The sequence below is a fragment of the Pedobacter sp. genome (assembly GCF_965249885.1).
Classification (GTDB): domain Bacteria; phylum Bacteroidota; class Bacteroidia; order Sphingobacteriales; family Sphingobacteriaceae; genus Pedobacter.
Window position 1 is genome coordinate 393,363 of the sequence record NZ_OZ252254.1, and the last position, 15,166, is coordinate 408,528.

Annotated in this window: 9 protein-coding genes and 1 pseudogene; 4 read left to right on the forward strand and 6 right to left on the reverse strand. The window is 38.7% G+C overall.

What is annotated here, in order from left to right; all coding sequences use genetic code 11:
* Nucleotides 1–61: 61 nt before the first annotated feature.
* Nucleotides 62–1,198 (reverse strand): annotated as a pseudogene (locus tag ACY2A0_RS01650) (TraM recognition domain-containing protein); the annotation flags it as partial.
* Between the two features lie 182 nt (nucleotides 1,199–1,380).
* On the opposite strand from ACY2A0_RS01650, the gene istA reads away from it, so the two are divergent.
* Nucleotides 1,381–2,535: an IS21 family transposase gene (istA, locus tag ACY2A0_RS01655; protein WP_461791218.1), complete on the forward strand. Its 1,155-nt coding sequence runs from the start codon at nucleotides 1,381–1,383 to the stop codon at nucleotides 2,533–2,535.
* Between the two features lie 354 nt (nucleotides 2,536–2,889).
* On the opposite strand, the gene ACY2A0_RS01660 is transcribed toward istA, so the two are convergent.
* Nucleotides 2,890–3,603 carry a phage integrase SAM-like domain and Arm DNA-binding domain-containing protein gene (locus ACY2A0_RS01660; RefSeq protein ID WP_461791219.1) on the reverse strand — a complete coding sequence of 238 codons (714 nt, stop codon included), beginning with the start codon at nucleotides 3,601–3,603 and terminating at the stop codon, nucleotides 2,890–2,892.
* A gap of 290 nt (nucleotides 3,604–3,893) precedes the next feature.
* A complete protein-coding gene (gene mnmE / locus ACY2A0_RS01665; RefSeq protein ID WP_461787873.1) occupies nucleotides 3,894–5,252 on the reverse strand; it encodes a tRNA uridine-5-carboxymethylaminomethyl(34) synthesis GTPase MnmE in 1,359 nt (452 codons plus the stop codon).
* A gap of 320 nt (nucleotides 5,253–5,572) precedes the next feature.
* On the opposite strand from mnmE, the gene ACY2A0_RS01670 reads away from it, so the two are divergent.
* The gene (locus ACY2A0_RS01670) at nucleotides 5,573–6,688 is read left to right on the forward strand and encodes an AI-2E family transporter (RefSeq protein WP_461791023.1); all 1,116 of its coding nucleotides are present in this window, start codon (nucleotides 5,573–5,575) and stop codon (nucleotides 6,686–6,688) included.
* 120 nt (nucleotides 6,689–6,808) lie between these two features.
* Here the strand turns inward: ACY2A0_RS01670 and ACY2A0_RS01675 are convergent, their stop codons facing one another.
* The 3 genes from ACY2A0_RS01675 to argS form a co-directional block, all read right to left on the reverse strand.
* A complete protein-coding gene (locus ACY2A0_RS01675; protein WP_461787874.1) occupies nucleotides 6,809–7,576 on the reverse strand; it encodes a sulfite exporter TauE/SafE family protein in 768 nt (255 codons plus the stop codon).
* Between the two features lie 54 nt (nucleotides 7,577–7,630).
* Nucleotides 7,631–9,166, reverse strand: coding sequence for an N-acyl-D-amino-acid deacylase family protein (locus ACY2A0_RS01680; protein ID WP_461787875.1), 1,536 nt, complete (start codon nucleotides 9,164–9,166; stop codon nucleotides 7,631–7,633).
* Between the two features lie 157 nt (nucleotides 9,167–9,323).
* Entirely contained in the window at nucleotides 9,324–11,096 is a 1,773-nt protein-coding gene (gene argS, locus ACY2A0_RS01685; RefSeq protein ID WP_461791220.1) for an arginine--tRNA ligase, read from the reverse strand.
* 519 nt (nucleotides 11,097–11,615) lie between these two features.
* Here argS and ACY2A0_RS01690 point away from each other — a divergent pair.
* Nucleotides 11,616–12,566 carry a hypothetical protein gene (locus ACY2A0_RS01690; RefSeq protein ID WP_461787877.1) on the forward strand — a complete coding sequence of 317 codons (951 nt, stop codon included), beginning with the start codon at nucleotides 11,616–11,618 and terminating at the stop codon, nucleotides 12,564–12,566.
* Nucleotides 12,567–13,692: 1,126 nt separating this feature from the next.
* Nucleotides 13,693–15,135 (forward strand): arginine deiminase family protein, encoded by a 1,443-nt coding sequence (locus ACY2A0_RS01695; protein WP_461787878.1) that lies wholly within the window; start codon nucleotides 13,693–13,695, stop codon nucleotides 15,133–15,135.
* Nucleotides 15,136–15,166 lie beyond the last annotated feature (31 nt).

A 15,166-nucleotide genomic window follows, 5' to 3' on the forward strand; every position in this document is an offset into this window, starting at 1 on the left:
TGTTACTTTTAATTCTTCTAACAATATATTAATAGAAAAATCACAAAAATATTTAGTATAATCATTCTTTCTGCACCAAATGCTGTAAGTTAGGGTCATTCTTGATACGCTCCATTTCACTAACAACAATATTCAGAATGTCTGATTTTATCTGCTTGTAATTGTTTTCTATTTCCTGCTTCATCTTATCCTCGCCCTGCTCATTTACAAAAGATAAGATTTGCGGTATTTGCTGATAGGCTTTGCTTTCTGCCGCTACCTTTTCATTGTCCACTACAATTTCGGCGTGAAATATCTTCTGCTCGATACGTTCATCAAAGTTATCTGATACAGAACCAACAAACAAACCTTGTGTAAGTGTTGAGATTTTGGAAGCCGGAATAAGGCTGTCTAACTGTGTCGAAATAGAGGTAGATTTATCATTGCGGTTAATGGTCATACTTTGGCGTTTCTGTAATACTTTACCGAAACGTTCCGAAAGGCTTTTTGCTGTTTCGCCAACCACCTGACCACTGAATATATTACCGACAGTATTCTGTATTACCTTGCTTTCCTTGTCGCCGTAATCCCTTGTTAATTGCGAAAAATCCTGAAAGCCCAAACATACCGCTACCTTATTACTTCTCGCCGTTGCGATAAGATTGTCCAGTCCCCTGAAATAAATTGTGGGCAACTCATCTATGATAACGGAACTCTTTAGCTGTCCCTTTTTGTTTATCAGCTTTACAATCCTCGAATTGTATAAACCCAAAGCTGCGGAATAAATATTTTGACGGTCGGGATTGTTACCCACGCACAAAATTTTAGGTTCTTTCGGGTTGTTGATGTCAAGCGTAAAATCATCGCCCGTCATTACCCAGTAAAGTTGTGGGCTAATCATCCTTGATAGCGGAATTTTTGCCGATGCGATTTGTCCTTGTAACTGGTCTTGCGCTCCACCTTGCCACGCATCCATAAAGGGCGACAAATAATTTTCCAAATCCGGGTATGAAGTTAAAATCGTGAATACATCCGAATACTTTTTATTCAGTAATTCAATAGCGTGTGGGAATGTACAATACTTGCCATCCTCATAGATTTTCAGATACCAAATAATAGCAGCCAATAAGATAATTGGGCTTTCCACGAAAAAATCCCCTTGCTTCTGTATCCACGACCTGTTAAGGTTCAGCATTATGGTATATGCGGCTTCGTAGGCTGGGTATTATGCGTAAACTGACCATGTCTCCCTGTCCGAAGCTGACCACTGCTAACAATGCGAAGCTGAACACTTGTATCTGCTCGTTAATGTACACCCAACTGTTTTAAGCTCGCCTTTATAAAACGAAAATTTTGGAGTAACCAAAACATATTCTTTAAATGGCCAATACGACTATAAGTATGAATAAAATTAGACAAATCCTAAGGCTCTATGATCAAGGCAAGGGGAAGCTGACTATCGCCGGTTATCTAGAGCTATCACGCACGACTGTAAGAAAATACCTTGCAAGTTTTGACAGCTGCGGTCTTTCTCTTAAAGAGGTTGATTCCCTCAGTGATTCGGAACTAGATGAGCTGTTCGGAAAAATCAATGAAAAGAACAAAAGCATTAGTTTGAGAATGCAGGCGCTGCAGCGCTGTTTTCCTAAGATCGAGAAGGAGTTGAAACGTACGGGTGTAACTCGACTTTTACTCTGGGAAGATTACATGAAAGAATTTCCTGATGGCTACAAGTATACCCAATTCTGTAGGTATTTTAACGACTGGAAGGCCAAGGTAAATCCCACGATGCACCGTACCCACAAAGTCGGGGACAAACTGTTCGTGGACTTTGCTGGCGAAAAACTGTGCTATACAGACAAGCAGACTGGGGAAATCATTCCCGTGGAAGTTTTTGTAGCGATTTTGGGTGCCAGTCAGCTGACCTACGTAGAGGCTGTTCCCAGCCAGCAAAAGGAGGATTTTATTGCAGCCTGTGAAAATACGCTGCACTTCATAGGAGGATCACCTTCTGCCATCGTGCCCGACAACCTAAAGGCGGCAGTAATCAGGAGCCACCGCTATGAACCAACGCTCAATCAAGCTTTTGAAGATTTCGCACAGCATTATGATACCTGTGTACTTCCAGCGAGAGCTTATAAACCAAGAGATAAAGCGCTGGTGGAGGGGGCGGTACGGATCATGTACACCAGACTCTATGTGCCACTCCGTCAGAAACAATATTTTTCGCTTTCCGAACTTAATGTTGCCATTAGGGAATATCTCGCAATGCATAACAACCAATTGCTCAAGGGAAGGAACTATAGCCGAAGGATGCAGTTCGAGGAGATGGAACGCAATGAGCTTAAGCCTTTGCCTGTAGACCGCTTTGAGTTCAAGCAGTCGTTTTATGCGAAGGTTAACAAAGACAGCCATATCCTATTGGGTACTGACAGGCATTATTACAGTGTCCCCGTAAGATTTCTGAGCAAGAAAGTCAAGATTATCTACTCGTGGGGGATATTCCAAAAGTGGCCACCTTTTTTTTCTCCAAAGTGGCCACCTATTACGCTCTAAAGTAGCCACCTGATTTCGCTTAAAAGTGACCACTTGACTGATTTTAAAGGGTTTTAAGCATTGAGATTGTTGTTCTGGATTGATGTGTAGTCACTATGTTTTACATGCTTTAGAGCTTCTTAAACTTATCTAAAATCGAAAGATTGTTGCCTGTTCCGATGTAGTTGAATTCTTGTTCTATATTCTGTTGATAAACGGAGTAGATGTGGCCTTTTGCGTAGCAAAAGAGGTTTGGAAAGAGTAGCTACTGGAAATTCCCTGGATCCCAGATTATGAATATCGTATTACCGATGGGATAGGTTCGCAAAGGCTGAACAATCGGTTTGGTGGCCAGTTTGGAACGAAAGATGGTGGTTACTTTTGACGAAATCTACAGATATCAGACCATCTTAAACCAGTTAAGCAACTAAACAAAAATGCATTTTTAAGCAATGGATAGGAACAGGGAGTTTTCGCAAGTATTTTTATCTCTTCCTCCAATAAAAACTCTCTAACATTCTCTTCTGCTTTGATACCTTTTACTCTCTTGGCAGGATTATCCAGTATTATTCGATCATTGAACGCTTGTGTTAACGCTGCTTTTACCTTATTGAGGTATGATATAGCTGAGTTGGTAGATAAACAAGTTTTACTTTTAGTCACCTTTGCTGTTTGCAGATATCTCTTGAACCCCTCAATAAAATTATCATCGCAATCACAGAATCTAATATTTTTTCCATTAGCAAACGCAAGTAAATGCTTTTCTGCACTAACCCAGTTACCGTAACTGTTTTCATTTTTTTTACGTTTCTTTGCTTCTTTACTAAAATATTCAAGAAAACTTGCCTGACCTCTAAAGCCAGTGTGAATATTGAAATGGCTTTCTTGCATTTCCAAAATTCGTTTCGCTTTAATGGTTTCAGCCAACGCTAAAGTTCGCTTATTATGTTCCTTTTCTAAAGTTGTAGTAGCCTTTTCATAGATAAACAACTTTAAATTTTCATATTTCGATACTCCTTGGTGATAGATATCTAATGATAGACTACAACGGTTATTCCTTAATTTGTTTTGCTTAATTTTCACTCCCATTTTTTACTGATTATTAATTTATTACAAAATTAAAACCACTAAAAATTATAAATAAATCTGTGGGGTAAAACCTTTGTCAGCAACTATTTTATTTTATTTTAAATGAAGCCAAAAGATAACATATGACAAAACCACCGAAAATAAGTTTCTTACAATTTTCATACTGAAAAATTTGACTCGGAAAATCGTAGGAAAATTTAGTAGAATATTTGTAGTAAGATGAAACCATATATAGGAGCAAATATATTTGTCCTAATATATGAAAACAAATACAACTATTTGATTATCAACTATTTACCGATACAGAACTTCGTAAAGATATTCTCCAACAAATCATCAGTGGTTACCGTACCCGTAATTTCGCCCAAGTAATGTAGTGCCTGCTTGATATCCATTGCTAAAAAATCGGAAGTAACGGGGTTGTCGATATTTTCCAATACGCGGTTGAGCGAATTTTGCGTTTGTTTCAATGCTTCCACGTGTCGAATGTTAGTCACCAATGTTTCGCTTGTGTTGATATTACTCAGGTTCACCTTCTCCAATAAACGATGCTCTAATACATCCATCCCCAACTTATCCTTTGCCGAAATCAATAGCGCTTGATGATCGGTGTAAAATTCCTTTTGACTTGGAGTAAGTAGCTCCGCTTTGTTAACAATAAACAGAAACGGAGTGGCTTGTTTTGAAAGCTCATCCAATTGTTTCAACACTTCTTGCTGTTCCTCCTGCGCATCAACCATGTAAATGATCAGCTTGGCCTGCTTCATTTTCTCCAAACTGCGTTCTACACCTTTAGCCTCTATCACATCGGCAGTTTCACGGATTCCAGCGGTATCAATAAACCTAAAAACAACACCGTTGATGTTGATTTCATCTTCAATGGTATCACGGGTTGTGCCTGCAATGTCACTAACGATAGCACGTTCTTCGTTCAGTAAAGCATTTAGTAAGGTAGATTTGCCCACATTGGGCTTGCCCGCAATAACCACAGGAACACCGTTTTTAATCACATTACCCACTTCGAACGAATGAATTAATCGTTGCAGTACCTTATTGATACGCTGAATTAATTCTCGCAGCTGGTCTCGGTTAGCAAACTCCACATCTTCCTCAGCAAAATCCAATTCCAACTCAATCATACTGGCAAAGTGGATCAACTGCTCTCGCAAATCCTTTAGCTCAGTGGAAAAGCCACCACGCATTTGCTGCATAGCTACTTCATGGGACGCCTTGCTGTCGGAAGCAATTAAATCGGCTACGGCCTCTGCCTGACTCAAATCAAAAGCACCGTTCATGAATGCTCTTAAAGTGAACTCACCAGGTTTAGCAGCCCTAGCGCCCTTATTAATTAAAAGGTTAATGATCTGCTGAATAATGTAATTGGAACCATGGCAAGAAATTTCAACCACGTTTTCTTTCGTGTAAGATTTTGGCCCAACAAATAAAGAAACTACCACCTCATCCACTACTACGTCACCATTTTTGACCAATCCGAAATGTAAGGTATGCGTAGCTTGTTTAGCTAAATCTTTGCCAGAAAAAACTTCGTTAGTTAAATTAATTGCCTCGGGACCCGAAAGTCGGATTACGCCAATGGCTCCACTTCCTGGAGGCGTAGATAATGCAATGATGGTATCATTATTCAACATGCTGCAAAAATACGGTTTTATGTTCACAGTTTTCATTTTCAGTAAGCAGTGATCAACTACCAGATCAAGTCGATGGTAAAAAATTTTAACGAAGTTCTATATCTTAAAAGTTAATTACCAACGCCTAAACACTAAACTCCAATAACTGACCTCTGATACCTAACGCCTAACCACTGACCACTAACCCCTAACCCCAGACCACTAACTCCTAATCCCTAACCACTAATCCCTGACTCCTAATTCCTGATCCCTAAATCAACCAAACAATTTACTTACTTTAGTGTTAGGCTTAAAATTCAGCCCATCTTTATATGAACCAAATGCCATTAACTGTTAAACGCTCCATTGAATTATTAGGACTTTGTCTTTGCATCGGAATCTTTGCAGTCGCCAGCGATATCATAATGCCTGTAATCATGGCGTTTTTTATCAGCATCTTGTTATTACCCATTTACCGTTTTTTAAGAAGATATAAAGTACCAGAAGCTTTGGCGATTATATTTCCAATCTTGTTGGTATTCATTTTCCTAGCGGCGATTATTTGGTTTTTTTCTGCACAGATTGCTGTTTTGGTAAACGACTTCCCTCAGATAAAGGAAAACGTAGCGAAGCATCTCCAATCGTTACAGGAGTGGATTAGCAGTTTTACCGATTTCTCTATAGCTAAACAGAAGCAATTTATTACGGAAAAAAGTGACGACATGCTCAACATGGCAGGTAAAGCAGCAAGTGGTGCAGCGGTAACTTTGAGTGGCATTTTTGTGTTCTTAGGACTTATCCCAATCTATATTTATTTGATACTGTTTTATAAAGATATTCTACTGCGCTTTGTATTTATGTGGTTTAAAACAGATCATCACCCTAAGGTAAAAGAAGCCGCCTACGAAGCGGAAGCCATTATCAAAAACTACTTGGTAGGATTATTGATTCAAATTACCTACATGACCATATTTTTAGGCGGCGCACTCATGCTGTTTGGTATTAAACACGCCTTGCTAATCGGTGTAATTTTCGCCATCCTAAACTTGATTCCTTATGTTGGTGCGTTAATTGGTAATATCATGGGTGTACTCATAACGCTTACTTCGTCACCTCAGCTTAGCCCGGTGATCACAGTGCTGGTGGTAATTGCGGTGGTGCAGTTTTTCGACAACAATATTTTAATGCCTCGTATTGTAGGGTCTAAAGTAAAAATAAATGCCTTGGTTTCTATTTTAGGTGTAGTAATTGGCGGAACAATAGCAGGTATTTCTGGAATGTTTTTATCGATGCCAATAATTGCAGTACTTAAAGTGATTTTCGATAGAAGTGATGCCTTTAAACATTGGGGCGTCCTATTTGGTGATGAGCGACCAGCAAGAAGTCCCATGAGCTTTGCCATTTACAGACGAAAAGGCGACGTGAAAACTAAATCAGGTACAATAAAAAAGGATTAGATAGTTTTTATTCAGTTCAATGGTTAATGGTTAATTATTAATTGTTAATTACTAGCACTAATTCCTGATTCCTGACCACTAACCCCTAACCCCTAATACCTAACTCCTAATCCCTAATCCCTAACCCCTAAAAAAAACATCATAAGCAAACCTTAAAATCGTACCGAAAACTACAATTAAAAAGAAAATACGAATGAACTTGTTGCCTTTGAGCAAGGCCAGCTTAGCACCTAAAAACGAACCTAAAATATTAAATACCGCCATCGGTATAGCGTACTGAAAAAGTACATGCCCAGTTGAACTGAAATAAATTAATGCAGCTAAATTGGTTGCGATGTTTACAATTTTAGCGTGGGCACTGGCGCCAACAAAATCAAAACCTAAAGCTCCAATAAAAACCAAAATAAGAAAAGAGCCCGTACCTGGACCAATTAAGCCATCGTAAAACCCGATAATCAATCCAAAAAGCCCAGCTAATAATAATTGTTTTTTTAACGAATGCGCTTTATGCTGATGTATGCCAAATTGCTTATTGAAATAAGTGTAAATGGCCACCAGGACAAGTACCACTAAAATAATTGGTTTAATGACCTTATTGTTGATCATACTTACCGAGTAAGCACCCAGTAACGAAGCAAAGAAAGCAGCAACAACGCAAATTGCCAAAACCTTAAAATTGAATTTAACTTGTTTGGCATATTTATAAGCAGCCACGCTAGTACCCATTAGCGACGGAATTTTTACTGTTCCGAAGATGCTTGCTACTGGATACTGCGGCAAAATTAGTAACGTTGCAGGCGTTTGCAATAAACCACCACCACCCACAATGGCATCAATAAATCCGGCACCAAATGCCGCCAAGCAAAGTAGAATAAGTTCTGTAGTCAAGTTAGTTGTTTAGTTTTATTGTTCAATAAATCGGTATTAGAAACTGAGCTAATATTACTTTTTAATTATCTCTCCCGATAAACTTCCTGTGCCCTTTCCCTGCTCAACTGCCTTAACCCCATTTACGAACACATATTCCATACCTTCAGAAAGCTGTTCGGGATTTGCAAATGTAGAATTAACTTTTACCTTTTTAGGATCAAAAACAATGAGATCTGCATAAAACCCTTCTTTAACCAATCCTCTATCTTTGATGCCAAAAGTTTCGGCGGTTAAACCGGTGGCTCGGTGTATTGCCCAACTCATCGACATTACCTTTTTCTGCAGTACGTAATCTGTAATGATTTTGGTAAAAGTGGCATAAGTGCGTGGATGCAAGCCGCCTCCATCCGAACCTGTCATTACCCAAGGTTGTTTCATAAAATTAATGACATCCTCTTCGCTCATGGAGAAATTGACGCAAGATACACCGATATCCATTTTAAAAATTGTAATTACAGCGTCTTCCACCGGTACCCCCCACTCTTCAGCAATTTGCGCTACAGATTTTCCAGTAATTTGGGCGAGCTTCTGATCTTTAGACATTAATACCACTCTTTTATAAACCAAAGGTGATTTTTGCTGAAGACTTCGTTTTATCTTCGATAGTTCATCTTCGTTTTCAAAACGTGCTAGGGTAGCTTTAGCTCCGCCTTCCTGTGCCCAATCAGGCATTAGAGTAGCTTTTAAACTCGTCATGGATGCAATAAAAGGGTATTGATTTGCGGTGACTTTTAGTCCTTTTGCTCTCGCCGCATTTATCTTCGCAATTACTTCCTCGGACTTTCCCCACGCACTTTCACCAGAAACTTTTAGATGTGAAATATGGATAGGTAAATTAAAATCTGCACCGATCTTTATGGTTTCATCAATACTTTCTAAAACTTTTGCTCCTTCATTGCGCATGTGCGTATCGTAAATGGCATTCCATTTAGCCGCTTCTTGATATAAGCTCGCAATCTCGTCTGTTTTGGCATACATTTGTGGCAGGTAAATCAATCCTGTGCTAAAACCTATAGCGCCCGACTGCATGCCAGATGCAATCATTGTCTTCATTTGCAAGATTTGCGTAGCATCGGGCATCTTATTATCGTCACCTAAAACAGCCTGCCTTACCGGACCAAAACCAACATATAACGCAAAATTAGTTCCCATGCCAATTTGTTGGTATTTTTTCATCTGCTCAGCTACTTTGTAAGTGCCAAACCCGTCGTTTCCAGCAAATACAGAAGTTACCCCTTGGTAAATCCACGGCAGCATCTGGTTGCGCTTCCTATCTTCTATCCATCTATCAGCATGTGTGTGAGTATCGATAAAACCAGGGGCTAAATATTTACCTTTTGCATCAATCACTTCATCGGCATTAATTAACTCTTTGCCAACGTAAGAAATTCTTTTATTGGTGATAGCCACGTTCATAAAAACAGAATCTTTACCATCTCCTATAAAAACACAAGCATTTTTAATGAGAACGTTTGCTTTTTGTTGCTGCGCAAAAAGACCAATTGACAGCAAGTGCAATAGAATAGTTAAAACAAGTCGGATATGCATGAGATATTTATTTATCTAATAGTCTTTAAACGTTGTCCAACAGACCGCTTGTTTTTAAAAATGCCAACGCAATACACGGCAATACTGTCACCGTCTATCTACGTTATAAGCATACCTTAGCAGTTGCAATTACATTAAAGCTCAACGCATTGCGAAATTACATCCGCTCCGGAACGTTGATTCCCAAAATACCCATTCCAGTCTTAATTACATCAGCGGTTATTTTGCAGATATTCAAACGATGTTGTTTTACTAAAGTATCTTCTTCCTTAATAATTGGAGGTACCTCATGATAAAACTTATTGAATAGTTTTGCTACTTCGTATAAATAGTTGGCGATAAACGCTGGACTATAAGCTTTAGCTGCCTCTTCAATTTCTGTCGGATATTTTGCCAAAAGCATGATCATTTCCAATTCAGTAGCAGATAATTTGATCGCTGCATCATCTACTATTTCGAAGTTATAGTTGGCTCTGCTCAATAAAGATTTAATACGAGCGTGAGTATACTGTATAAAAGGACCGGTATTTCCTTGAAAATCGATGCTTTCCGCTGGGTCAAACAATAAACGTTTTTTCGGTTCTACTTTTAGTAGGAAGTACTTCAACGCACCCATACCAATGGTTTGGTACAAATCCACTTTGTCATCCTCAGAGAAATCATTGGTTTTGCCCAACTCTTCCGTTTTTTGCCTAGCGGTATCCACCATTTCATCAATAAGGTCATCTGCATCAACCACCGTTCCTTCCCTACTTTTCATTTTACCACTCGGTAAATCCACCATCCCGTACGATAAATGATATAAACCGTTTGCCCAGCTTTTACCCAACTTCTCTAAAATCAGAAACAATACTTTAAAATGGTAATCTTGCTCGTTGCCTACCACATAAATTGATTTATCCATGCCAAAATCATCGTATTTCATTTGGGCAGTGCCTAAATCTTGTGTAATGTAAACCGAAGTTCCGTCGGCACGCAATACCAATTTTTGGTCTAAACCATCGGCAGTTAAGTCAATCCAAACAGAGCCGTCTTCTTTTTTAAAGAAAACACCTTTGGCTAAACCTTCTTCAACTGTATCTTTTCCAAGCAAATAAGTGTTGCTTTCGTAGTAATATTTATCAAAATCAACGCCCAGTTTTTTGTAGGTCACGTCAAAACCTTCGTACACCCAGCCGTTCATTTTCTCCCAAAGTAACACCACTTCAGTATCGCCTTGCTCCCATTTTAGCAGCATTTGTTGTGCTTCCTTAATTAATGGTGCATTTTTCTTCGCTTCATCCTCAGTTTGCCCCTCAGCTTTTAGCGCATCTATCTCTTTTTTGTATTCCTTATCAAAAACTACATAGTACTTTCCAACCAGATGGTCGCCTTTAATCCCAGCACTTACTGGTGTTTCGCCATTGCCCCATTTTTGCCAAGCTAACATGGATTTACAAATGTGAATCCCTCTATCGTTCACCAAATTAACCTTAATTACATCGTAACCATCAGCTTTTAGCAACTCCGATACCGAGTAGCCCAATAAGTTGTTACGCACATGCCCCAAGTGCAGTGGTTTGTTGGTATTTGGCGACGAATATTCCACCATTACTTTTTCGCCGCGAGATTTTGGCTTTAAAAAGTTAGGTTGCAACAAAGTGTGGTTGAATAAATTCTTCCAATAACTTTCGGCAATGCTGAGGTTCAAGAAGCCTTTAACCACATTAAATGCTTCAACATTTGCTACATTCTTTTTTAAATAGGCACCTATATCGTTAGCCGTTTCTTCAGGCGATTTTTTCGAAAAGCGTACAATAGGAAACACCACAATGGTAACCTGTCCTTCAAACTCCTTACGGGTTTCCTGTATATTGATCACATTTTCGGCAACTTCCTGCCCATATAACTCTTTAACGGCACTAATTGCACCAGCTACGATAAAATTCATAGCGGCAAAAATAGCGATTAATGATGAAAGCTTAAAGACTAATGCTAAACGGTTTGTTGGTTAATTAGAAAAGCACTGAAAGTGGCGCTTTATTCTTCAGTCCCGCTATCCACTTCAAGTCCGCACTCGTTGCACTCGCTTACGGGCTTTACGCTACTATCGGGTTTAAATGGCAAGTGTAGCATTTCATCTTTGCGTGCTTAGCGGAACTCCTACTTTTCTTTGCGATAATATCAACCGCAAAGTTTTTCTCAAGTTTTCGCAAAGCGCCGCAAAGGCTATATTTTCACAACTTAACTTTAAAAAAAAATTTCCAACATCTAAATCTTAATTGAATTATGCAATGTGTAAATGAGAGCGTTTGCTTCTTTGCGTCCTTCGCGGAACTCTTACTTTTCTTTGCGTTAAATATTTATTAACCGCAAAGTTTTTCTCAAGTTTTCGCAAAGCGCCGCAAAGACTATATATATTCATATCTTAGACTATATCTTTTCATATCTTACCCTGAAAACGTAAAAAATGAATTTCAAACATCTGCTCTTGGCTAGCGTCGTAATTAGTTTATTTGCCTGCCAATCTAATAAAACAATCAATTCTGTTCAAACAGACTCCTTAACTTTCAACAACAAGGTTGATACTCCTATTGCCGATTCTATTATGCTAGAAAGATATTTTGATTATGGCCGTTATACTAAGTTTTTTAAATATAAAGACAAAAAAAATAGTGCTTTTGCCGCACTTGAAAAAGACAGGGATACATCATCTTTACTGCTTTTTTTGAAGAATAACATCAGTTTGATCAGTAACAACGATCCCGAGTGGCATTATGACAATTCAACGCTTTTATCGTCTTTATTTGCTATTGATTTAAATGGCGATGGACAAAAGGACATCATTTATGACGGTCCAACCATTGGTGAGGGTAACGTTTCACACCTCATTATCAATAACAATGGGCATTTCGTAAAAATGTTCGAAGCCAGGCAAAACATTACGCACATCAAATTTGTCGAAGGAAAAATGGTAAAACTTTTTATTTCCAATCCAGGTTGTTGTGCTGATGCTAGTGTGGTTGATTATGAATACGATGTCAGCTACAAAACTGCCCTTGCTCCAGTTTTTAGTTTGAGAAACAGTGTAGGCTACACAAAATCTTATGAAATGCCCACCAAAAAATATAAAGCTCCAGTTCGTTTTACGGCAACGGCTGATCGACTATACTTACGAGATTGCTGTTTTGAATATGACGGCGAACATCCGATGTATGGGAATAATGGAAATATGATTGCTATTTATCCAAAGCATTCAACTGGTGTTGCTATTGGAGAAAAAGTTGAGAATGGAACAGTATGGGCTTTAGTGCTTATGAACAAGGAAAACAAAATTACTCAAACCCAATTTGACGTTTTTACAGAGCAACCGACACAAGTTTACGGCTGGGTTAAAAAAGCAGATATAAATTTGAATTAATAGAAATTGCAATTTATACGCCTTATTTACTGCTATCGGATGCATAAACGAGAGCGTTTCGCTTCTTTGCGTGCTTAACGGAACCCTTATTTTTCTTTGCGTTAAATGTTAACCGCAAAGGTTTTCTCAAGTTTTCGCGAAGCGCCGCAAAGACTATATTTTCACAACTTAACCTTAAAACACAAAAATAAATTTCCAACATCTAAATCTTGCTTGCATTATGCAATGCATAAACGAGGGCGTTTCGCTTCTTTGCGTGCTTAGCGGAACTCTTATTTTTCTTTGCGTCAAATGTTAACCGCAAAGTTTTGGAAGTTCTCGCAAAGTATCGCAAAGGCTATATTTTCATATCTTAACCTTAAAACGCTAAGATGAATTTCCAACATCTAAATCTTGCTTGCATCATGCAATGTGTAAATGAGAGCGTTTTGCTTCTTTGCGTACTTCGCGGAACTCTTATTTTTCTTTGCGTTAAATAATTAACCGCAAAGTTTTGGAAGTTCTCGCAAAGTATCGCAAAGGCTATATTTTCATATCTTAAATTTAAAACGCTAAGATGAATTTCCAACATCTAAATTTTGCTTGCGTCATGCAATGTGTAAATGAGAGCGTTTTGCTTCTTTGCGTGCTTAGCGGAACTCTTATTTTTCTTTGCGGTAAACATTTATTAACCGCAAAGTTTTGGAAGTTTTCGCAAAGCGCCGCAAAGGATATATATTTTCATATGAATTTCAAAACATCTAAATCTTAATTGAATTATGCAATGTGTAAATGAGAGCGTTTGCTTCTTTGCGTCCTTCGCGGAACTCTTATTTTTCTTTGCGGTAAGTAATTAACCGCAATGTTTTGGAAGTTCTTGCAAAGCGCCGCAAAGGCCAATTCGATATTTATATTTATTGTAATTTGATATTACCACAGTTTTGTAACACTTAAACCTGATTGAAACGGCAGCCCCGAGGAAGCGTTTACGCCCGAGGGCTATAGTGTAAAGCAGGGCTACATTTTCATAGTAGCACCGGTACTGCTTTTCTAAAAATTATAAAGCCATATCTTTAGACTTCGGGTCTCGCACTTCTGACTTCGAAAAAAAAGAATAGTTTTGTAGCGACACCAAAATGATATGAACATGCAAAATCATCCTTTCAACATAGGAGTTGCCACTGAAATTGGACGTTTAAGAAAATTGTTGGTTCACAGTCCTGATAGCGGATTGGGCAAAGTGGTTCCATCTAAAGCGCAAGATTGGCTTTTTGAAGACATTGTGCACTTAGACACCATACGCAAAGACGAGTATGACTATTATACTAAGCTATTGATGTATTTTCTAGATCCTGAAAAGATTAAGGGAAAACTGGCGGAGATAGACAGCGAGGAGTCAAACAGAGGCTTTTATAAACCTAACCACCCTAAATTTCATAACTCCGAAAATGTGGTGGAAGTGCAAAATTTACTTTCAGATATCTTAGCTGACGAATACATCAGAAAAAAATTGACCGCTGCAGTTTGTGCCATTGAAGGATGCACCTATCAATTGCAATTGAAACTTGCGGCGACCGACCCAAAAGAGTTGGCTGAAATCTTTATTTCGGGCACTATGGCTGATGATACGATGATTTTTGCGCCAGTACCAAACTTGATCTTTACGAGAGATGTAGGCACCACTGTAAACGATCATATTTTGCTGAATAAACCGGCGAAAAAAGCTCGTGTGCGTGAAACAATGTTAATGCGTTACATTTTCTTCAACCATCCATTTTTTGCCAACTATAGAAACAATATTATCGAAATCCCCGATCCTACGATGCACTTTTTGCGCCCCGGCGACGAACCTGAATTTCGAACTACACTTGAGGGGGGAGATGTGATGATGGTGGCTCCAAACCACTTACTAATTGGTGTTAGCGAACGTACTTCGGAAGAGGGCGCTAATGAAGCGATTAAGCTATTGTTTGAAAAGAATGTGGTGGAAAAAGTAACTGTGGTTAAAATACCTGCAAAACGCGATTATATGCATCTTGACACGGTTTTTACGCAGGTTAAAAGAGACACTTGGGTAATTTTGCATAGCATTGCGCATAGTCCGGCCTACAATGCAAACGAACCGATCCATTTTTTAAAGGAACCTGAGAAACTGGAAGCCACTACCGCGATTCAATTTCATAAGGATAAGCCCGGTCAACCCAAATATTACGAACATGTAGAAGCGTTGCTAAATGATATCAGCAAAAATGATTTGGGTAGCACTACGCCCACCAAAATTATTTACAGTGGTGGAAACACTTTCCCTTACGATAGCAGAGAGCAATGGACTGATTCATGTAATTTGCTAGCCATTAAAGAAGGCGTTGTTTTGGGCTACGACCGTAACGATAAAACAGTTGAGGCATTCAAACAAAATGGCTTTAATGTAGTAAAAGTACAGGATTTGATCCAAGATTTAGAAAATGGCAACGTAACTGCAGAAACCTTGACAGACACATTGGTGCTTATGCCATCGGCTGAACTTTCAAGAGCCAGAGGTGGTTTTCACTGTATGAGCTTACCGATACTTAGAGACGGATTAAAATAAATTATTTTTTTTCATCGGTTCGATAGGCAAA